At 70.4% G+C, this 21657-nt stretch carries 13 protein-coding genes; 4 read left to right on the plus strand and 9 right to left on the minus strand.

Features of this window, described 5'->3' with window-relative positions; all coding sequences use genetic code 11:
* Positions 1-449 precede the first annotated feature (449 nt).
* Genes NM961_RS00940 through NM961_RS00950 form a run of 3 tightly spaced genes read right to left on the minus strand, consistent with a single transcriptional unit; the run spans position 450 to position 2683 of the window.
* Entirely contained in the window at positions 450-950 is a 501-nt protein-coding gene (locus tag NM961_RS00940; RefSeq protein WP_255910300.1) for a hypothetical protein, read from the minus strand.
* Position 951: 1 nt separating this feature from the next.
* Positions 952-1419, minus strand: a complete 468-nt coding sequence (locus tag NM961_RS00945; RefSeq protein WP_255910303.1) for a DUF2269 family protein — start codon at positions 1417-1419, stop codon at positions 952-954.
* Positions 1400-2683 carry an SDR family oxidoreductase gene (locus NM961_RS00950; protein WP_255910305.1) on the minus strand — a complete coding sequence of 428 codons (1284 nt, stop codon included), beginning with the start codon at positions 2681-2683 and terminating at the stop codon, positions 1400-1402. The genes NM961_RS00945 and NM961_RS00950 overlap by 20 nt, the downstream gene beginning before the upstream one ends.
* Between NM961_RS00950 and NM961_RS00955 the strand changes: the two genes are divergently transcribed.
* The gene (locus NM961_RS00955) at positions 2678-3208 is read left to right on the plus strand and encodes a hypothetical protein (protein ID WP_255910307.1); all 531 of its coding nucleotides are present in this window, start codon (positions 2678-2680) and stop codon (positions 3206-3208) included. The genes NM961_RS00950 and NM961_RS00955 overlap by 6 nt on opposite strands.
* A 19-nt stretch (positions 3209-3227) precedes the next feature.
* On the opposite strand, the gene NM961_RS00960 is transcribed toward NM961_RS00955, so the two are convergent.
* The gene (locus NM961_RS00960; protein WP_255910309.1) at positions 3228-4151 is read right to left on the minus strand and encodes an SDR family NAD(P)-dependent oxidoreductase; all 924 of its coding nucleotides are present in this window, start codon (positions 4149-4151) and stop codon (positions 3228-3230) included.
* Positions 4152-4471: 320 nt separating this feature from the next.
* Here NM961_RS00960 and NM961_RS00965 point away from each other — a divergent pair, with 320 nt between their 5' ends.
* The 3 genes from NM961_RS00965 (at position 4472) to NM961_RS00975 (ending at position 7674) form a co-directional block, all read left to right on the plus strand.
* Positions 4472-6106 (plus strand): ABC1 kinase family protein, encoded by a 1635-nt coding sequence (locus tag NM961_RS00965; RefSeq protein WP_255910311.1) that lies wholly within the window; start codon positions 4472-4474, stop codon positions 6104-6106.
* A 7-nt stretch (positions 6107-6113) separates the two neighbouring features.
* Positions 6114-6866 carry a DUF72 domain-containing protein gene (locus tag NM961_RS00970; RefSeq protein ID WP_255910312.1) on the plus strand — a complete coding sequence of 251 codons (753 nt, stop codon included), beginning with the start codon at positions 6114-6116 and terminating at the stop codon, positions 6864-6866.
* A gap of 313 nt (positions 6867-7179) precedes the next feature.
* On the plus strand, positions 7180-7674 hold the full coding sequence (locus tag NM961_RS00975) for a response regulator (RefSeq protein WP_255910313.1): 495 nt from the start codon (positions 7180-7182) through the stop codon (positions 7672-7674).
* On the opposite strand, the gene NM961_RS00980 is transcribed toward NM961_RS00975, so the two are convergent.
* The 5 genes from NM961_RS00980 to NM961_RS01000 all read right to left on the minus strand — a co-directional run bounded on the left by NM961_RS00980 (position 7637) and on the right by NM961_RS01000 (position 21534).
* The gene (locus tag NM961_RS00980; RefSeq protein WP_255910314.1) at positions 7637-8797 is read right to left on the minus strand and encodes an ATP-binding protein; all 1161 of its coding nucleotides are present in this window, start codon (positions 8795-8797) and stop codon (positions 7637-7639) included. The genes NM961_RS00975 and NM961_RS00980 overlap by 38 nt on opposite strands.
* A gap of 282 nt (positions 8798-9079) precedes the next feature.
* Entirely contained in the window at positions 9080-9823 is a 744-nt protein-coding gene (locus NM961_RS00985) for a hypothetical protein (RefSeq protein ID WP_255910315.1), read from the minus strand.
* A gap of 348 nt (positions 9824-10171) precedes the next feature.
* Positions 10172-13162 (minus strand): S8 family serine peptidase, encoded by a 2991-nt coding sequence (locus NM961_RS00990; RefSeq protein WP_255910316.1) that lies wholly within the window; start codon positions 13160-13162, stop codon positions 10172-10174.
* A gap of 97 nt (positions 13163-13259) precedes the next feature.
* The gene (locus NM961_RS00995; protein ID WP_255910317.1) at positions 13260-18830 is read right to left on the minus strand and encodes an NIDO-like domain-containing protein; all 5571 of its coding nucleotides are present in this window, start codon (positions 18828-18830) and stop codon (positions 13260-13262) included.
* A 316-nt stretch (positions 18831-19146) separates the two neighbouring features.
* On the minus strand, positions 19147-21534 hold the full coding sequence (locus tag NM961_RS01000; RefSeq protein WP_255910319.1) for a winged helix-turn-helix domain-containing protein: 2388 nt from the start codon (positions 21532-21534) through the stop codon (positions 19147-19149).
* Positions 21535-21657: the final 123 nt, after the last annotated feature.

Consider the following 21657-nt stretch of genomic DNA (forward strand, 5'->3'; position numbering starts at 1 on the left):
CCTCGTTGCGGGGAGATGGCGCCAGTCCTGGCGCCCGACCCGGCTTGCGCCGGGACCGCAGCGGCGGACGCACCGCCGCCGCGCAGGGTCGCAGCCTGGAAAAATTTTTCCGCAAAACGCCAAGGCGTTGGCAATGAATTGAAAACAACCGGTTAAGAAAATCGCGCATGTGACAGTTATTGCGCGCAGCGGCGCAGCGTGACGATCGCGGAACCGCGCTGAAATTCCGTGCCGAATTGCAAACGATGCGGATGGCCCCGGCGCAGAACGCGCGATACGCAAACACGGCTCGCACGCAAACCGGTTGCGGTGTTGCACGCGCGCAATACGCAGACCACGACGGCGACGCACCGACCCGCGGCCTCGCATCGCCCGGCGCAGACACCCGGCGCGCAGGAACAGATATGCCGCGCCGCCGGCGCCTGATCCCGCACTCGCGCCGCCCGCACTCACGCCGCCCGCGTCCGCCGTTCGCGCAGGCAGCGCAACAGCTCTTCCAGGACGAACCCGCCCGACACAAGAAAAACCAGCACGACGACGGCGACCGCCCAGCCCGGCGCCGCAGGCGCCGCGGAGCCCGCGTCCGCATACAGCCACAGCGCCAGCGCCCAGGCCACCACCGGCAGGCTGATGAGGAACGCATGGCAGTGGTTTTCCGCGATCGAGATATAGCGCCCGGGCCGCGCGCAGCGCTCATCCCACCAGGCGGTGAGGCTGTGCGCGAGCACGCAGGCCGCGCCGGCGGCCAGCGTCCAGGGACGCAGTCCGAAGCCCAGTACCAGCAGCACCGGCAATACGATCTGCGTCCACTGCAGCAGATGCAGCAGGGATTCGCGCACGCCGACCGAAGTCGCCGAATTGCGCGCGGCACGGTGGCACAGATAATCGCCCAGGCCGCCCAGCGCCCACAGCGGCAGCAACACGGCGAAGGCGAACCAGCCCAGGCTCATCTCAGCGCACCGGACGGAACACCATGAAATAGAAAATACCCAGGAAGCAGAACAGGGCGACGAAACCCAGCACTACCCACTGGCGCAAACAGCGGCCGAACTGCGCCGGCAGCGCCGTCCCGGCCGCGACCGCCTCGCGCGCCAGCGTGCGCATGCGCAGCTGCAGCACCACTACGCGCAGCCAGCACAGCGCCGCCACGGCGAACAGCAGCAGGGAGCCGCGCAGCCAGGTGCTGCTCCAGGCCAGCCCGGAGCGGTGCACCAGCCAGGCGCCGCTCAGCGGCTGCAGCAGCAGGGTCGTCGCGGTGAACAGCCCGTCGGCCAGCACCAGGGCCTCGGCGACGAAGGCGACGATGCGCGGATCGCGCGAACGCGCGGCGACCAGGAAATACCAGGCCGAGCCCACGCCGGTGCCGAACACGATCGTCGCGGACAGCACATGGATCCACTTAACGACGAGATAGTCCACGGGGAGCCTCCACCAGCAACAGCAGCAGGGTCAGCGCCGCGACCGGCACGTTCTTCGCGACAGGCGCATACGGATGCAGCCAGAACTCCGGCAGCGCGAAGCTGATTACAGCGGTATAGCCCGCCATCAGCAGCAGCTGCAGCCCATAGGCGGCGCGGCGCCAGCGCCGCCACAGCAGCGCCGCGCCCGCGGCGATGTCCAGCAAGGCCGCGCTCCACAGCGCCGCAACGGCAAGGCCGCCGCGCAGGCCCGTGCGCGCAAGCCAGCCCAGGCTGATATCCGGTGGATACAGCAGCGAGGCCACGCCGCTCCAGATCCACAGCAGCACCAGCGATCCGCGCGCCAGCGGTGCCAGCCAGAACCAGGCGGACTGCCAGCGCGCCCAGTCCAGGTCGGCCGCGGCGAGGAACTGGCACGGATCGCGCGGCGGCCGCCCCAGCAGCGCAGCCAGTGGCGCGGCGTCGGCGCAGTTGCCGCGGTCCAGCATGGCCAGCGCTTCAGCGTCGGCGAGATCGCGCAGCGGCGTGAGCCGCGCCAGCCGCCGCGCCACACCGGGCGCCACCGCAATGACGCGCGCCGGCCTTGCGCCCAGTTGTCCGCGCAGCGCGGCGACGTACTCGCGCAGCGTGATGCAGCGCGGACCTGCCAGCGCGATCCGGCCTTCATAGCGGTTCTCCACCAGGCGCAGCAGCGCTGCCAGCGCGTCGTCGCGGTGCAGCGGCTGCAGTCGCTGGCCGCCGCCGCCGGGCAGGAGCAGCAGCGGCAGCCGGGCCAGCGCCAGGAACAGCCGCGCACTCGCGCCGCCCGGGCCGAACACCAGCGAAGGCTGCGCCACCGCGACGCTGAGCGGCAGGGCCAGCAGGAACTCGTCCAGGCGGCGCTTGCTGCGGTGATAGCCGCTGGCCGCCTGCGCGTCGGCGCCCAGTGCAGAAATATGCACAATGCGGCACACCCCGGCTTCGACGCAGGCGGTGTAGAGCGCCTGCGGTCCGTGCACATGCGCCGCATTGAAATCGCCCGGGCGATTTTCACGGAACAGGCCGGCGGCATTGACGACCACGTCCACGCCGCGCAGCAGGCCGGTCCAGTCGGCCACGCCGCGCCGCAGACTGAAGTCGACCTGCCGCAGCGCGATTCCGGCCCAGCGGCGCCGCGCCGCCGCCAGATCGCGCACGCCGGCGGTGACCTGGTGACCCGCATCCTGCAGTGCGGCTACCAGGGCCGAGCCGAGAAATCCGGATGCACCGATCACCAGCACATGCATACGCCTGCTCCCGTCCGTGACACCCCGCGCCCGGGCCTTGTGCGCGCCGCCTGGCGTTCCGGCGCATTCGCCGCGCTGGGTTCCACGCTCGCCGCCGCCGCGCTGAGCCGGCATTTCACCCGGCACGCCGCCAGCACCACCAATGCGACCAGCCACTGGCTGTGGGACCGCGCCGCGTTCCGCGTGCACCGCGTCACGCTGCGCCATACCGTGGCGGGCTATCTGATCCACCACGCCAGTTCCGTCTTCTGGGCGCTGTTCTTCGAAGCCTGGCGGCAGCGCGCGCCGCGCCGCGCCGCGACCAAGGCCGCGACGGTGGCCGTGACCGCGGCCCTGGTCGACTACCGCGTAGTGCCGCGACGGCTGACGCCGGGCTTCGAGGCACACCTGCCGCGGGGCGCGGTCGCCCTGGTCTACGCGGCATTCGCGCTGGGCCTGCTCGCGGGCAGCCGGCGGCGCGGGACGCGGACTCATCGCCGCGCCGCCGCCGCGCCCCGCGCGCCGCAACGGCGCCGGGCCCCATGACGGTGCGCCGCGGGCGGGCTCATTGCCTCGCGCTGCCCGGCCTGGCCACCTTGGCGTGCTTGGCGGCGAGACGCTCGTCCGAGGTGAGGCTGGCCATGGCCACTTCCAGCTTGTTGCGCCAGCCCGCGATCACGTCCGCCTCGCCCCGGTTCATCGCGTCGTAGCCGATGCGGGCGACTTCGGCCGGATCCATCTTGCGGCCGGCGGCGAGCTTGGTGTCGAGCATGCCGGCGCGCTCGAAGAAATCCGTATCGGTCACGCCAGGCATCAGGCAGGACACGGTCACGCCGCTGTCCTTGAGTTCGTCGCGCACGGCCAGCGCGAACGAATCGACGAAGGCCTTGGTCGCGTTGTAGACCGCCTGGTAGCTGCCCGGCTCGAAGCCGGCGATGGAGCCCGTGATCAGGATGCGGCCGCGGCCGGCCGTGCGCATGCGGTTGCCGATGGCGTGCAGCAGGGCCACGGTGCCGCTGACGTTTGTGTCGATCACATGCTGGATCTGCTGCGGCTGCTGGTCCAGGAATGCGCCGCCCAGGCCGTGCCCCGCGTTGGCGAACAGGGCATCGACGCTGCGCGTGTCCAGCGCGGCCAGCAGTTCGCGCAGGCCGCCCGGCGTGGCCAGGTCGGTTTCCACGGCGGTGACCTGCGCGCCCAGGCCCTGCAGCATCGCGCTGGCCTGCGCCAGCGGACGGTCCGCCGCAATGAGCAAGTCGTAGCCGTCGCTGGCCGCGAGCTTGCCAGTTCCAGGCCTATGCCGGACGAAGCGCCGGTGACGATGGCGAAAAGACGGGTAGGCATGGGCATGACGATCTCCTGGCAAGGCCGCTGTCGCTGCCGGTAGTGCCTGCCGCGCAATGGCGCAACGGCGGGCGCGGCAGGTCGCGGCGTGGATGGATGCAGCGATGCCTGCGGCATCGGCGACGGCTGGTTCAGCAACACACATGCCACGGCAGTGCGGCGCGCGCTGCCGGCAATGCGGCGCGACGCGCACGCCGCGCAATGCAGAGCCCGCATAATCCACAAGTCACTTATGCACGAATACCAATGAAAGCCCTTGCAGCCTGCACGAAGGGCGCGATCTGCGTTCACGCACCGCCCACGAGTGGCCGGGACAATGCAGGCCGGTGCCATCCGACGGCTGCGAGGATCGAAAATGACCAGACTGTTGCGCTGCTTCTGCGCCGAGTCCGCCATCAGGCCGCTACCGCATCACAGCGCGGCCTGCAGCAGAAAACGGCGCGCGTGCGCGGCAGTCCGCTGCCGATGAATGATTCCGCTTCCCAAGGTACCGGCCGCCTCGGGCTGATGGCGCGCTCGGCGCAGTTACTGCGCTTCGCTTCGCGCTACCGCCATCTGGCCGGCGCCGCCGGCGAGCGCGGCTCGCGCGAGGATGCCGACGAGTTCGTCGCCGATATTCAGCGCCTGGGCCCGGCCTTCATCAAGATCGGCCAGGCCCTGTCGGTACGTCCCGACCTGCTGCCGCTGAACCACCTCAAGGCGTTGCAGAAGCTGCAGGACGACGTGACGCCGGTGCCGGTGGCCGACGTGCGCGCGGTGATAGAACGCGAACTGGGCGTGCGCCTGTCGAAGATCTTTCCCGAGTTCGACGACGCGCCGCTGGCCGCGGCCTCGCTGGCTCAGGTGCATGCGGCCGTGCTGCGCGACGGGCGCGAGGTGGTGGTCAAGGTGCAGCGGCCGGGCATCGCCGACAGCATGGAAAGCGATATGACCGTGCTGCGCGGCTTCGCCGGCGCGGCCGACCGCTTCACCGACCAGGGCCGCCGCATCGGCTTCGGCGACTGGATCGAGGAAATGGCCGAGACCCTGGCCGAGGAACTGGACTATCGCCTCGAAGCCGCCAACATGCGCGCCCTCGCCGGTCAGCTGGCGGACTATCCCGCCCTGTTCGTGCCGGCGCCCATCGCGGATTTCAGCACGCGCCAGGTGCTGACCATGGACCGCGTGCGCGGCAGCAAGATCAGCCAGCACCCCGGCCTGCAGCGGCTGGAACATCCGCTGGCGGACCTGGCGCGCGATCTGGTGCGGGCCTATCTCGACCAGATCTTCGTGCATCGCCTGGTCCATGCCGACCCGCATCCGGGCAACCTGATCCTCTGCGGCGAACGGCTCGCCCTGATCGACGCCGGCATGGTGCTGCGCCTGGCGCCGCGCATGCGCGACAACCTGCTCGCGCTGATGCAGGCCACAGTGGAAGGCGACAGCGGCCGCGCCGCGCAGCTGATCGAACGCATGGGCGAACGCCTGCCCGTATTCGACGAACGCGCCTGGCAGCGCCGCTGCGACCGCCTGGTGCTGCGCTACTGCAATCAATCCCTCAACGACGAGGTCGGCGCGGGCGAACTGCTGCTGGCGCTGGCACGGCAGAGCGTGGAATCCGGCCTGCGCCCGCCGCCGGAAATGCCCGCGCTGGGCCGCACCCTGCTCGCGCTGGAAGGCTCGGCCAAGCGCCTGGATCCACGCCTGCGGCCGAATCTGCTGGTGCGCGAAAAACTCGACGGCCTGATCGGCCGGCGCGTGAGCGAGGAATTTTCGCCGACACGCCTGCGCGCGCAGCTGATCGAACTGGCCGGTCTGGGCACGCGCCTGCCGCAGCAACTGCGCGACGCGCTGGAGCTGGTCGCGCAGAATCGTCTGCGCGTGCGCATCTCCGGCCTGGGCGAGGCGCGCCTGCTGGAAAACCTGCAGAAGATCGCCAACCGTATCAGCGCCGGGCTGATTTCCGCCGGACTGGTGGTGGCCGCGGCGCTGACCCTGCGCATCGACGCCGGCCCGCGCCTGCTCGGCTATCCGGCGCTGGCACTGATCCTGTTCCTCACCGCCTTCGGCCTGGGCGCCGCGCTGGTCGTCAGCGCGCTGCGTTCGGACCGCCGCAAATGACGCCGGCATGAAGACCGTGCGCATCGGCTGCGCCGGCTGGTCCCTGGGCAGCGCGCACAAGGCGCATTTCCCCGCGGAGGGCACGCAGCTGGAGCGCTATGCGGCGGTGTTCAACGCGGTGGAAATCAATTCCTCGTTCTACCGCCCGCACCGTCCCGAAACCTATCGCCGCTGGAGCGCCAGCGTGCCCGGGGACTTCCGTTTCGCCGCCAAGCTGCCGCGCAGCATCACGCACGAACATCGCCTGGCCGGCACGACGGCGCTGCTGGATAAATTCCTGGCCGAAGTCGGCGCGCTCGGCGCCAGCCTCGGCGTGCTGTTGATCCAGCTGCCGCCCAGCCTGGCTTATGCGGAGGACCGCGCCGGCGCGTTCCTGCGCACGCTGCGCGAACGCCATGCCGGCGGCCTGTGCCTGGAGCCGCGGCACGCGAGCTGGTTCAGCGCGGCGGCCGAATCGCTGCTGGACGAATACCGCGTAGCGCGCGTGGGCGCGGATCCCGCGCTCAACGCCGCCGCGGCCGTGCCCGGCGGCGGCGCCGGGCCGCGCTATACGCGCCTGCACGGTTCGCCGCGCATGTACTGGTCTGACTACGGCCCTGAGCAGTTGCAGGCCGTCGCCCGGCGCCTGCGCGCGGAACAGGCCGCCGGTGCCGACAGCTGGTGCATCTTCGACAACACCGCCGCGGGCCACGCGCTGGGCAATGCACTGGAACTGCGCCGGCTGCTGCGGACGGCAGCGGCAGGCGGCGATCCGTCCTGAGCAGGCGCCGGCTGCGGATGGAGCGTTGCGCCCGGCACGATTTTAATTTTTGCCACTTTTATCATTTTTTCCACAACTGCTGTCACGCACGACCACAGCCATCGCATGGTGCACCCGCGCGCCTGCGACGCACACAGCCCCATTCAGATTGCGCGCAATGCATCGGGCAAAATGCCTGCCATGGCGATGCGATTGCGGACTCTGTTTGCAAAACTCGCAAGAAACCGGCGGTCCGGCGCGGAAAATCACAAACTCGCCACGCCGTGCTGGTTAGAAACACCTACCAGGTTCGTTACTGCGCTCGCTCACGATCATGGACCGCACTCCGCATCCCCGCAGCCCGCCCGCGGCTGCCGCTCCGCCCTCAGGCCGGCCGGCTTCGCCGGATACCGCGCACCCCTCGCAGACCGGCGACCCCAGCACGGCGCGGGATGGCTTCGCACACCGCGTGCTGCTGGTGGAAGACCAGCCGGACGTGGCGCGCGCCACCGCCCTGGGACTGGAATTGCTGGGCGCGCAGGCCGTGATCGCCGCCAGCGGCGAAGAGGCCCTGCGGCAGGCACCGCAGCTGCGGCCGACCCTGGTGCTGCTCGACATAGACCTGCCCGATATCAGCGGCCACGAAGTCGGACGGCGCCTGCGCCAGATGCGCGAACTGGACGCCGCCGTGATCGTCGCGCTGACCAGCTGGAACACGCCGGAAATGCGCCGGCGCTCGGCCGAGGCCGGCTTCGCCGAACACGTGATAAAGCCGCTGGACCTGGACGGACTCAGCGCACTGCTGCAGCGAACCCGTCCAGCGCATTGACCGCGGCGGCATCCGCATCCGGCGCCGGCGCAATTGGCAGATGCACGGAAAAGACCGTGCCTTCGACCGCATCGGATACCACCTCGACCTTGCCGCCGTGGCCGCGCGCGATCTCCTGCACGATGAACAGGCCCAGACCCAGGTGCGCGCCCGGCTTCGCATTCGAGCCGCGCGCCGTCGGCGAGAACAGGCCGGACAGTTCGGCCTGCGCAATCACCGGCCCGCGGTTGTGCACCGACAGCACGACGCGGCGCGGATCCTTGTTCAGCACGACGCGGATCACGCCCTGGCTGTCGCCATGTATCGCCGCATTGCGCAGCAGGTTGGACACGAGCTGCCCCAGGCGCGCGCGGTCCCATTGACCGAAGCACTGGCCCTGCGTCTCCAGCACGAAACGGTGCGAAGGAAACTCGGCGTTCACTTCCGAAACGATCTCGGCCGCCAGCAGGGCCAGATCCATGTCCACCGGCCGCACCGTCATGCGGCTGTGCAGGCTGGCCGCGGCGACGCCCATCAGGTCATCGACCATGGGCACCATGCGCGCCAGCGCGCGGCGCAGCTGGCCCATGGCCTCGTCCTCGCGCACTTGCGGATGACGGTGCGCCAGGATATGCGCGGTCATGGACGCGGTATGCAGCGGGCCGCGCAGGTCGTGCGCAACTATGCCCATCACCAGCGCGCGGTCGCGCTCGGCCGCCTGGGCGAAAGCGAGCACAGCTTCCGCGGTGATGCGGTCCAGCGATTCATTGAACATCACCAGATCGTCGAACGCCTCCGGACTGCGCACAAAACCCGCGCCCGCCCACAGGCGCAGCACCACGGCGCGCAGGGCGCGGAATTCCGACGTCATGGCGACCAGCGACAGCCCCGCGGCGTGGCGTTGCAGGCCGTGCTCGGAGCCGCCGGCGATCATGCTTTCGTTTCTCGCGGCGGACTCCGCCGCGCCGCAGGCGCCCTGCGGCGCACGCATGTCGTCGGCTACCGCATCCAGCAGACGGCCTGCATGGGCATGCAGCTCGGCCGCCGAGGTCTGCCCGTTGAACGGCGGCAGCCCTTCCGCGAACTGCTGCCACGCTTCGACGATGCGGCCATGGTTCGCCTTGATGAACTCTGCCAAGCGCACGACGGGCTCCTCCTGCTGAGTTGGTTGATGCCTCCCCGGCCTCCTGAACTGTGCATGGAACCCAATGCGCGCAGGCGCGTCAACTGGGTGAAATCATTGTGTTACCGCCGCGACCGGCAGCCCGGCGATCTTCATGTTGGAAAGCCGCGGCACCACCGGCGCCGGTCCGTCGATGAACACGCCCGTGGTCCGGCTGTGGGATACCGTGCTGTCGATCAGCTGGACGGCGCAGGGCGCGCCTATGGTCAGTGTGCCGATGACGGACGCTCCGCGCGCCGCGGTTCAGACCGTTTTCCTGCGCCATGCGGCCGCAAGCACGCAAAGCAGCCAGGTGCCGTTGATCGCACCGAGCAGCGTGAGCAGCTGCATTGCCTGCTCGTGCATGGCCTGGGCCGCGTCCGGGCGCCAGGCGAACAGCGCAATGTCCTCGGGAAGGTTCAGGCCGTGCTGTCCGGCTGCGCGGCGCGCGAGCCGCCAGTGCGGCGTGAAGCGGGTGAACCGCACCACTTCGCCGGGACGGTCCCAATCGCTCAGCGGCAGGCGCCCCACCTTGCCGGACAGATAGGTCGACGCGGCAACCCAGGCAATGACCGGATCGCCGCGCTTCCAGCCCGGCGCCAGCAGCGGCGCAATCCAGTAGGTTCCTACGTGCCTGCCGCGTGCCACCGTCATGGGCGTGTCCAAGGCAAATTCGCGCGCGATGCGCCAGCCGGCAGGCCGGTAGGCCGCCGTCAGCGGCGCCTCGCGCAGCAGCTCCGGCGCTGCATCGGCGATGCGGCCCAGCCAGGCGTTGTCGACGCAGAAGACGGCGATGGTGCAGCCGCCGCCGAGAAACACCGCCGCCAGCCGCAGCCCGCGGCTGCGCGGCGCTATCCACCGCGAGAGCAGCGCCGGCAGTACGAACAACCCGCCCAGCGCAACCATCATCACGACAGCAAAGTGCTCCACATCCAGCGCCACCACGCCGCTGCCGGCCAGCACGATGACGAGGCTGAGGACGGAGAATTTGAGAAAAGTACGGATCATGCGGATGGACAGCCTGCGCGGAGTGAGGGCTTGCGCCAGCGCCGTGCCGGCAGCGGAGCCAGATCGCTGAACCAGAACGTCCATCCTGCGCCGGACCGGACATGGCCGCCGCGCGCCGCTGATCCGCGCTGTGCGGACAGGCTTGGCGGCGGTTGTCCGGGCCGTCGCAGCGGCGGTGCCGCGGTACGGCAGCGGGCCGGCTGCACAGCCGGTCTCTCACGACATTGGCATCACCAGGGCACAGCGGCATGGCGCGGGCCGGAGCAGCTGCGGCAACGGAAAAACCCCGCATTTCTGCGGGGTTTTTCCTTGTTGCGTGCCGACGCTACACGGACGGGCCGCAGCCCATCACCGCGTGGCGGGCGCCGCCGTGCCGCCGAGTTCGATGCGCCGGCCGGCCGCCGTCGTGCCGGCTGCGCGGATCACCCAGTTGACCTCGCTGCCCACGCCGGCCTGCGTGGGCTGCAGATGCACCGCGGCGCTGCCCAGTACCGGGTCCTCGCCGGTGTAGGCACCGGCATAGGAGCGGCCGAGGAAGTTCGACAGCTCGCCCGTCGCCGGACGCGGCCCGGTGCCGGACGGGTTGGTCATGGCGATGACGATATCGCCCGGCCCGTCCAGCACGATGGGCTGCTCCAGCACCAGCGTGCGCAGGCGCGCGCCGGCGCTGGCGATGACGTAGCCCTTGCGGGAACCGACCAGGGTTGCGCCGTTGGCGGGATCGCGGTCGTCGTCCTGGTAGACGTAGAAGTCGTAGCGGTCGCCCGCGTGCACATAGGCCGACGAGCCAGTGAGGAAGGTGATCGTCGTCAGGGTGAGCGGGAATACCGCCGCCGGCGGCGAGTAGCGGTTGGCCCAGAGCATGGAACAGGCCGTGCCGCAGCCCACGGCGCTGTAGCCGCTGACGAACTGGTCGGCGCGCAGCTCGCACTGGCCTTCGCTGCATTCCACGCTGACTTCATTGCCGCGCACCGCGACCGGCAATTGCTGCACGGGCACGTCGGCGCCGGCCTCGCGCAGCAGCAGGCGGCCGAAGCTCTTCTCCGCGGGCACCGTGATGTCGTCCACCGTTGCGGTGATGGTCAGCACCTGGCTCGCCCCCGGCGTCAGCGTGAAGCTGGCGGGTTCCACACTGAGCGCGTAGCCGGCCGGATGCTCGAAATCGGCCGTCCAGGTACCGCTGCGCGTCAACCGGCTGCGCACGGTGCGCGTCCACTGGCAGCGCTCGCCGCAGCTCATGTTGCGCAGCGACGGCAGGTTGAGCTGGTGTACGCGCAGCGATCCGCCATTCGGATTGGCCGCATCGTAGTTGGCCATGCTCTCGTCCAGGGTCAGGCCGGCCAGGGCTGCGCGGCTCAGGTCGACGCGGCCGCTGCCGACTTCCTCCGGCGTCCACGGCGTTATGCCGTCTTCCAGATGACCCGCGGTGACCGTAGTCGTCATCAGCGCCGACTTGATCTCGGCCACGGACCAGTCCGGATGTATCGCCCGCAGCAGCGCTGCACTGCCGGCGACGTGCGGACTGGCCATCGAGGTGCCGCTCAGCCACTGGTAGTCGCCCGAGGCCGGATCGGTCGCCGCGTAGATGCCGACGCCGGGTGCGGCGATATCCGGCTTGGCCAGATCTTGCAGCGGCGGCGGCACCGGGCCGCGCAGGCTGAAGTTGCCGATGACATCGGGCTGCTGCGCGCGCTGCAGCGCGGGCTTGAAGTGGCCGCTGCTGCCGGCCCGCGGATCGAAGCCGTCGATGAATACCGCATCCGCCGGGCGCACTGGTTCGGGATGCGCGGCGAGGAAAGCCAGCAATGCCTGGGAAGTCTGCAGCGGCGTGATGCTGAACGCGCCTATCGTCTCCGGCGCACCGGTGGTGTCCATGCGGAACGGATCGGCCTGCTGGTTGACGACGACGACCAGGTCGGCGCCCGCAGCCGCGGCGTTGATGATCTTCTCGGAGAAATTGCAATCGCCGCGCTGTACGACGGCGATCGCGCCGTTGAAATATCCATCGGGAATTACACCGCCGGCGGTGCAGCCGCGCAGGTTTTGCGCGTAGCTGCGCAATGGGCTGCGCAAGCGCTCGCCCACGTCGAGCGCGGACAAGGTGGTGCTGCCGGGCACGACTTCCATGTCGGTCAGCAGCGCCGGCGGCGCGACCGGGCCGGTCACCGACAGCGCCGGCACGAAGGCGATTTCATGCGTGGACGCGGCCACCGTCGTCACCCACGGGCCGAGATTGGCGACGCGGCCGGCGGGATCCAGGCAGCCCGCATCGGTATTGCCGGCGGCGGCGGCCACGAACACGCCGGTGGACGCGGCGCCGCGGAAATCCGGATGGTCGACCCAGGGATTGCCATAACCGCAGGTGGGGCCGATGGAATAGTTGGCCACGTCCACAGCGTCGGCCACGGCGGCCTGCACGCCGGCTTCCAGCGCATCGCTGAAGCAGCCGCCGGCGCCGCAGACCTTGTAGCTGATGACGGACGCGCAGGGCGCGACGCCGGACATGCTCCCGCCCGCCGGCAGTATCGGCGTGGGCACGGTGGCGGCATCCAGCGTGTTGCCGGCGGCGGTGGACGCCACGTGCATGCCGTGGCCGACGCCGGGATCGGGTGCAGGATTGGTTCCGGTGCAGACGATGCCGTTGCTGGCCGTGCAATCGTGCGCCACCAGCTTGGGACGGCTCGCATCGAAGCCGCAGGCCGGATCGTTCGCGAACGAGGGATGGCGCGCATCGGCGCCGGTGTCGATGACGCCGATGCGGATGCCCGCGCCGCGCGTGGCCGCGGCATAGGCCGGCACGGCGCTGCCGTCCCAGAGTTTGTCCGCACCGATGAAGGTCGGGCCGCGATAGGTCAGCGGCTGCTGCACCTGGACCGGAGCGACGCTGACGATGCCGGGCAGCGCCGCGACGGCGGCGGCCTCCTGCGGCGACAGCGGCAGGGAGACACCGTGATGGGTAACCTCGTAGTGGAACTGCGGCGTCACCGCGCGTCCCAGGAGCCGGCCGATCTGCTCCAGATGCAGCGCGCGCTGCGCGGCCAGATGCGCCGAATAGGCCCGCGCCGCCGGCGAGCGCACATCCAGGCGCGCAGCAAACGGCATGCGCAGCGGCGCCGTGCGCGCCAGGCCCGGCAGCGCGCCGTCGTAATCGGCCAGTCCCGGTTCGGCGAAGCGGACCAGATAGCGGCCGGCGGGCGATATCCCGATCTCGCGCACGGCCACGGCATCGGGCAGCGGATTCGCCGCGGCGCGTTCCGCCGCGCCCAGGGCGCACAGCGCCAGCAGGATCGCGGACGGCAGGGCCGAGACGCGGGAAGAAAAACCAAGCAGATTCATCATGGGTGATTCCAGAACAGGGTAAGCACGTCCGTAGGACGGGAAGGTGATCCGGCCGCGGCGAGCGGCCGGATCGCTTCATCGGCAGAGCGCGGAACGCTCAGGGCCTGGCCTCGAAGCCGCTGGCGAAGATCGCATCGCCGCCCGCGGTTACCGTCAGCGCCACCGGCACGCGCACCAGCGACTGCGTGCGGTCGTTGCTGAACACGCACAGGTTGGCCTGGTGCAGGCCCGGTGCGAGTTCGCGCGCATCCAGGTCGACGCTGATCTGCGCCTGCGCACCCGGCGGCGTGGTTCCGGCGGTCTGCTGTACGCGCAGCCACGGCACCTGGCCCGGCACGGCGCAGTCGCCGCCGGCCACGGCGATGCTCAGACCGTCGATGCGCACCGCTTCGTTGCCGATCAGCAGCGGCGGACCGACCAGGGTCGCCGCGCCGGTGACTCGGTTCACCGTGTACAGGCGGCTGCCGTTGGCCAGGTACAGCACGCCGCTGGATTCGTCGAAATCCGCGCTCAGGTTCGCGCCTTCGACAGGAAAGCCCAGCGGACCGACGACGGCCGCGGCGCCGGTGTTCTTGTCGATCGCCACCAGGCTGTTGTTGAAATCGTCGATGCCGTACAGCGCGCCGTCCGGCGCCACTGCAAGGGCGCGGATGCACACGTCCACCGATGCCGCGACGGGCGCGACAAACGTCGCCTGTGCGGTCTGCAGATCCAGGCGGTACAGGTCGGAGGCCGCCGCCGCCGCGCAGCTGCCGAGATCGGCGGCGGTGGTGGCGAACATGGTGTGGGTGCGGCTGTCCCAGGCCATGGACGACCAGCGCATGTACGGCGGCGTCTGTGCGTTCGCCATCACGGCATCGCCTATGCTGGTGGGCAGCAGCGTGTTGGTATCCGACCAGGCAAGGCCGATATCACCGCCGTAGCTGCCCAGGGTGTAGATGCGGGTGAAATCATTGCCGGCGAAATCGGCGACCAGGTAGTCGCCCGAATGCATGGGAATGCCGGTGCCCTGCACGACGCGGTCCGGCCGGCTCGCATCGAAGCTGATCGCGCCGAGGTTGAAACCGTTCCAGAAATTTCTCGCATTGGCGTAGGCCGGCACGGCGAACACGGAATCCGGCGCCGATGCCGACGCGGCATTCGCGGCGGACTGGTGCGCGGCCGCGCGGTAGGCGTGCCTGTCCGAGCGCTGCAGGTCCGCCAGCCACGGGCCCAGGTCGGTCGGCGGGAAATGCGCGCGCGCCTGCGCCTCCTGCAGCGACCAGAGCAGATCGATCTCGCCGGCGTTGCCGATGCGCAGCGTGGCGCTGGTCTGTTCGCCGGCGCCCGCCTGGGCGCTGATCGCCGCGGCGGCAAGCGACAGGCGCGGCGCGCCCACGTCGACCGCGACCGCACCCGAGGCGTGGCGCGGCACGTCCACCGGCGTCCAGGTAATCACCTGGCCTTCGGCGAGCGTCGCGCTGTTGAAGGCGTATTCCCGGTACGGCGGATCGTCGGTCATGGGCGTGAAACCCACCAGACCGACCGTGGCTGAGCCGCCGAAATCCGGATTGGGTTCGGCCAGGACATCGAAGGTCAGATCACGGTAGACGTAGTGGATGCGGCCGGTGCCTTCCTCCAGCACCGTCTGGAAGGTGATGCCGCCGGCCTGGTTCGGATACAGCGCGTGGTCCTTGTCGTCCCACTGCACGATCAGGCGGCGGTTCGGCGCCGTGCCCACGGTGGCGTAGTAGACGGCGCCGTGGCCGCCCAGCAGGTCCCAATAGGCCGCGATGCCGTTGTAGCCGTAGAACGGAAAGCGGGCGTGCGCCACCGCGGCCATGGTGTCGTTGTCGCCGACGAACGGCGGCGGCACCACCAGCGGCTCCGGGCAGCCGTCCGTATCGTCGGCGGTGCGCAGCGTCAGGGTTCCGCTGTTGTTGATGCACAGCACGCTGCTGTCGCCTTCGTGGAAGTACTGGCCGTAGAAGCTGAACGGGAACGGCAGCGCGCCGAGCCGGTAGACGCCCTTCGCGCCCAGGGTCAGCGCCGTGCCGGTGGTGCGTATGTCGGAGAACACGACGGCGGGATCCGAACCTTGCTCATAGCCCGGCCGCGACGCAGTGGCGTTCCAGGTGAAGCGCGGAGACTGGTCGCGGGTGCCGGCGGTGACGACGTGGTTGTAGCGGAAGCTGCCGCCGGGCGGCACGGCCTGCGGCAGCAGGTCGAACAGGCGGTCCCAGCCGGCGTATTCGTACTGGAACGGCGCGCCGGTCAGCATGGTCAGCGTGTGGTAGTTCAGCGTCACCGAACTGCGGTTGATGAGGGTGAAGCAGTAGTTGACCGGCTCGCCCGGCGTCACCGCGATGTGCGTCGCCGTGCCGCAGGCCGGCGGCGGCAGCGTGCTGACGGTGACCTGCAGCTCGATGCCGCCCTGCGCGGCGGATTCGTTGGTCAGTGCGAAGCTGGCCTGCACGCCGGGCACGCTGGCGGTCACGGCGAAGCTGCCGGCCTGTCCGTTGGCGCGGGCGGTGATGCTCGCCAGGCCGTCCGCGCCGCTCACGGCGCTGCTGGCGGAAAGCGTTGCGCTGGCACCGGAGGCCGGCGCGCTGAAATTCACCACGGCGCCGTTCACCGGCTGTCCGTTCGCATCGCTCACGCGCACCGTCAGCGGCGTGGCGAAGGCGGTGTTGATCGCAGTGCTTTGCGCGCCACTGCCGGGCGTCAGCACGGCGGGCTTGTGGAAGCGCGCGACCACCGAGCAATTGGCCAGTATGTGATCGGTGGTATAGGTATTCGCGCTGAGCGTGCCGCCGCAGCCTTCGACACCAGCGAGGTAGTAGCCCGCATCCGGCACCAGCTGGAAGCTCGTGGTCTGCGCGAACAGCACCGACTGCGGCAGCGCCGGAACGATGGCGCCGTGGGCGCCGGCGGCCGGGATCACCGTGTAGGTGACGGTCTCCAGCAGGAATTCGACCGTGACGGTGCAATGGCTGCTGACCGGGCCGGTGGTGTAGACCAGTCCGTTGAGCGTGCCGGCGCAGCCGGTCACCGCGCCGATGACATAGCCGGGATCGGGCACCAGGGTGAATTGCGTCTGCGTTCCGGGCAGCGCTTCCTGCGGCGTGTTCGGCGCAATCGTTCCGTTGGCCCCGGCCAGCGGCGTGATTACGAAGGCGTCCACGTCGATGCGGCCGTCGGGCTTCAGGCGGGCGAGGCCGCGGCGGGCAAGGCCGCTGACCTGGCTGAAATAGCCCGCAATCAGGATCTTGCCGTCGCTCTGCAGCGCGATGTCCTTGACCCAGGTGTTGGGGCGCGCGGTGAAGCCGGCTTCCAGTTCGCCGGCGGCGCTCAGGCGCGCCAGGTTCGGCCGCACCACGCCGCCGATGGTGCGGAAGCCGCCGCCGATCAGGATGGCGCCGTCGGGCTGCACGGCGATGCTCTTCACGCCGCCGAGGCCGCCGTCCACCTGGGCGATGAAACTCGGATCGCGCGTGCCGTTGGCCAGCAGGCGCACGAGTTGGGAATCCACCGGCGAGCCGTCGCCGAGGTTGATCTTGGCGACCGCGCCCACGAGATAGCGGCCGTCCGCCAGCCGGTGCAATGCAGTGACATCGGCAATGGTCGAGGTGGCCGGGAACAGCGTCTGCAGCGAACCGTCGGCGTTGAGCCTGCCCAGGTAGCCGCCGTTGACCGAGCCGCCGCCGACCAGGATGCGGCCGTTGGGTTCCAGCAGCAGCGAATAGATGCTGATGTCGTCATCCTCGCCGAAATCGGCGCTGAATCCTGTGTCCAGCGCGCCGTTGGCGTGCAGGCGCACCAGGTGCGGCACGGTGCTGGCCGTAAGCAGCTGCCGTCCGGCGACCAGGATCGCGCCGTCGGGCTGCACTATTACTTTTTCCACAAAGGCATCCGGCCCCAGCGCCGCGGCGAAGGTGGTGTCGCGGCTGCCGTCGGCGTTGTTGCGGATCAGGCCCTCTTCGCCGCCGAACAGAATCTTTCCATCCGCCTGCGGCGCCACCGCATAGGCCACGGAACCGCCGGTATTGCCTTCCTGGTAGATGCCGCTGCCATCGGCGAAATTCGCCTCGGCGGCGCCATCGGTCGGCGCCAGCCGTGCGAACTTGAGCCGGTCGCGTCCGCCGATGCGGGTAAACCAGCCGGCGGCGAGGATGCGGCCGTCGGCCTGCACCTCGATGGATTCGACATTGGCATTGGGCGCGGGGTCGAACACCGCATTGGCCTCGGGCACGAAGCTGGCCGATACGGTGCAGTCGGCATAGACCCAGCCCGTGAGGTAATCGTTGCCGCTGCGGCGTCCTTCGCCGCAGCCCGAGACCGAGGCCAGCACCCGGCCCGGCGCCGGCGTGAAGGTAAACAGGGCCTTGCCGCCTTCGCTCACCGCCTGCGGCACCGCCGGGCTGGCGCTGCCGCCCTCGCTGACGCGCGGCGTGACCGACAGCGGCGCGGCGGCGGCGTTGTCCACGCGGCCGTCCGCATGCAGGCGTGCGATGCGGTTGCGCGACAGGCCGTTGATCTGGCTGAAATGCGCGCCCAGCACGAGCTTGCCGTCGGCCTGCAGCGCCACGTCGTAGACCGGCGCGGCGTTCATTTCCGCGTCCATCAGACTCGCATCGAGGCTGCCGTCGCTGTTCAGGCGGGCCAGATTGCGGCGGATCACGCCGCCCACGGAGAGGATGCTGCCGGCGATCACGATGCGGCTGCCGTCGATGGCGATGGCGTCGATGTCGCCGCGCACGTTGGGCAGGAAGGCGGTGTCCACACTGCCGTCGGCGTGCAGGCGCACCAGGGTGCCGCGGTCGACGCCGCCCAGGGCGAAGCCGTAGCCGGCGCCGAGCAGGATCTTGCCGTCGGCCTGGAGTTTCAGCGTCCTGAGGTTGGCGTCGGCGGCCACCGGCGGCAAGGGTTGGCCGGTGTCGGCCTGGCCGTTGGGCAGCAGGCGCAGCAAGGTGCCGTAGCCGGCAATCAGGATGCGCCCGTCGGCCTGCACCGCGATGCTTTCGATGGGCAGCGACAAGCCCAGCGTGCCGGCATCGAAACTGGTGTCCAGGCTGCCGTCGGGGTTGAGGCGGGCGAGATTGGTGCGCGGCTGGCCGCCCATGGCGAGGAAGTCGCCGCCGATCAGGATGCGGCCGTCGGCCTGCAGCGCGATGCTGCGGATCGCCGGGGTGCCGCCAGTGGCGGCGTCGACGAAGCTGCTGTCGACACTGCCGTCGGCGTTGAGCCGCAGCAGGCCGCCGTTGCCCTGGACGCCCTTGCCGCCGATCAGCGCCTTGCCGTCGGGCTGCACCGCGATGGCATGGACGTCGCGGGCGACCAGGGAGTTGTGGAACGCGGCGTCCACGCTGCCGTCCGGGTTCAGGCGGGCGTAGTGATCGCGCGGCTGGCCGCCGACCGTGGTGAAGCTGCCGGCGATCAGGAGATCGCCGTCGGGGAAGGTCGCCACCTGGGTCACGAAGCTGTCGGCGTCGGGGTTGAATGCCTGCGCCGCGCCGGTGCCGAACAGGGCCAGGCAGGCCGCCAGCAGCCGCGCGCCGTTCCTCGACCAGGAACCCGGGCGCCGGGGCGCAGTGGAGGCCTCCATGGCGGCTATCTCGATGGCCGTGCTGGCCGGGCCGCCGCGCCGCCCGGGTGGCGGCGCATGGTTCTTGCTGATCACGTCATTCATTCGGGTTTCCATGGAGGTTGTTGCCGCTGCCGCAGGGGCCTGACTGGCGCCCGTGGACCTGGAGCCACCCGCATCGGATGGACGGGGATGGACAGTGCAAAACCTTTACGGGTCAGGCGCGTGACATACATGACAGGCGATGACAGGCGCTGACAGCGGCTGTCCGGCGCGTTTCGGCCGCTGACAGGCGCCCCGCCGGCGGCAGGCGCGGCCGTTTGCTGCGGCGGCGTCCGCCGGCCGCCGCATCCCCGCCCGGCTTCGTCCGTAGCGGTGTCGGCGCGGCACCCCAGCGGGCGGCACTGGCCCGGGCGCGGCCTCAGCGGGCCGGCGGCGGCTCGGTCAGGCGGGCCGGAATGACCCGCTCGCCGGCCAGCTGGCGCGCCTTCTCCAGGGACTGGCGCCAGGCGTCGCGGCTGCCCAGCAGCTGGAACACCTTGACCCGGACCAGGGCGGATTCGTAATCGTCGTTGGCCCAGACGGCGACCCGGCCGGCCAGCTCGGCGGCCTTGTCGCGCCGGTCCTGGGCCAGCAGCCAGTCGACATAGGACTGGGCGACCAGGGACACCAGCACGGGCAGTCCCACGTCCTCGGCACGCGCCAGGGCGCGGTCGAACGCGGCCTGCACCGCGTCGGGTGCGGTCGCCTGCCGGGCCGCCCATTCGGCCTTGGCCAGCAGGAAGACGGCGGATACGCCGTCGCCGTCCGGCGGCAGCCAGGGTTCCACCAGCGCCGCCGTGGCACGGCCCTGGGCCAGCAGCGCGCGCTGGCGCAGCAGTACGAGGTAGGCGTAGCGGTCGAAGGAGGGATCCCGCGGCCAGGTCTCCAGCGCGGCATCCACCGCCGCGACGACCTTGTCCGGCTGGCCCGAGCGCGCGGCCAGTTCCGCCTGCATGTCGTGCAGGTAGCGCAGGCTGCCGGGGCGCAGGTCGCGGAAGCGGCGCTGCGCCTCGGCCACCACCGCGGCCGCCTCGCCGTAGCGCCCCACGCCCATCAGCACGCGGGCCTGGCGGTTGAAGACGACCAGGTTCAGGCCGGGATCGCCGATGCGCTCGCGCGCCTGCCACTGGCGTTCGGCCAGGGGCAGCACATCCGACCAGCGCAGCAGGTCGGTATAGACGTCGATCAGCATGCTGCGCAGCGTGACCACGCGCTCCACCACGCCGAAGGCCTCGTAGCGGTCGATGGCGGTGTTCAGGTGGGGCAGCGCCAGCTCCAGCCGGTGCCGGGCGATCTGCAGCTGCCCGAAGCCCGCCTCGATATGCGCCACGCGCAGGCGGTCGCCGGACTGCTCGGCCAGCAGATAGGCGCGGCCGTAGTCCGAAAGCGCGCCTTCGGAATCATTCAGCGCGACGCGGGTCAGGCCGCGGCGGGTCAGCGCATCGCACAGATCCAGCGGCGCGGTGCCGGCGTCCAGCGCGGCGACGGCGGCGTTGAAATCGGTGAGCGCCTTGGCAAAGTCGGAGCGGCGGAAATTCAGGTTGCCGCGCAACACCAGCGCCCGGCCGCGGTGCACGTCGTCGGGGGCAATCGCCGCATCGGACAGCAGGCTTGCCAATGCCTCGGTAGCGCGGTCGTACTGGCCGGCGCGGAAATCCAGTTCCGCCAGGCGCAGGCGCACTTCGGGCAGGAATTCCGGCGTGTCTGGAATCGCCAGCAGGATATTGCGCGCCCGCTCCAGCTCGTTGGCCAGCGACGCGGCCTGGGCCTGCTGCAGGCGCTCGCGGATGGCATCGGCGGCGGGCGTGGTGCCGTCCCGCGGCGGTTCGCGCAGGGCCGCCGCCAGCAGCAGGTCGGCCGCCCCGCGCGCGGCCTTGATGGCGTCGCTGTCGCTGGTCTCGATGCGGTGTTCGGTGCCGGCGGCATTCACGGCCGCCAGTTCGACTCGCCAGCTGCCGTCGGCGCGGGCGGCCTTTCCCTGGATGATGAGGTCGGCGCCGAGCACGTCGCGGATTTGTGCGTAGTCGCTGGGATTGATCGCCGCGTGGGTGCCGTGCAGTGCAGTAACCACGGTGCGGCTGGGCGAAACGCGCAGGCCCGCCACGCGCAGGCGTTCGGCCACCAGGTCCATCGCACCCAGTTCCAGCCAGCCGGATTCGGAAGGCGCATCGACCAGGAACGGCAGCACCACGACGGCCTTGTCGGCAACCAGCACGTCCTCGGCCGGGGCCGGCACGACAGCGGCGCGCTGGCTGCGCAGCGCCCAGATTCCCGCGAGCACCACCAGCACGACGATGACGGCGTACCACCCGTAGCGCCGCCGCTGCACGGGCGGGCGCTGTGCGGCCTGGGGTTGCGTCGGCGCTTCCGGCGCAACCGGCGCAGCGGTGGCGGCAAGTACGGGCGTTTCCGGCGGTCTGGGCGCGATTTCCTCCGCGCTCCTGGCTTCGCGGATTTCCACCTCGCTCACCCAGCGATAGCCGAACCCCGACACCGTGCGGATCAGGCGCTGCGCCTGGGCGTTGTCGTCCAGCGCGCGGCGGGCGCGGGCGATGATCTGGTTGAGATGACCGTCGGTGATTTCAACGCGGCCCCAGACCGCAGCGACCAGCTCATCGCGGCCCACCGCCCGGTCGCGATGCTCGATCAGATAGGCGATGCAGTCGAAGACATGGCGGTTGACGGGCAGCAGCGCGTCGCCGCACCAGAGTTCGCGCTCGGCGACCTTGACGCGAAAACCTTCGAAGGAATATTCCGGCGCGGTCACTGGCGTCAGCCGGCTCCAGGCGCTGCGGGAACGTCGCGGGCGGCCCCGTGCGGCCCTGCACCGGTCGGAATAGCGTGCGCTTCAGGCGCCGGCCGCCGCTGGACCGCCGGTGCGCGCAACAGG

The organism is Tahibacter harae (assembly GCF_024437735.1).
Lineage (GTDB): Bacteria > Pseudomonadota > Gammaproteobacteria > Xanthomonadales > Rhodanobacteraceae > Tahibacter > Tahibacter harae.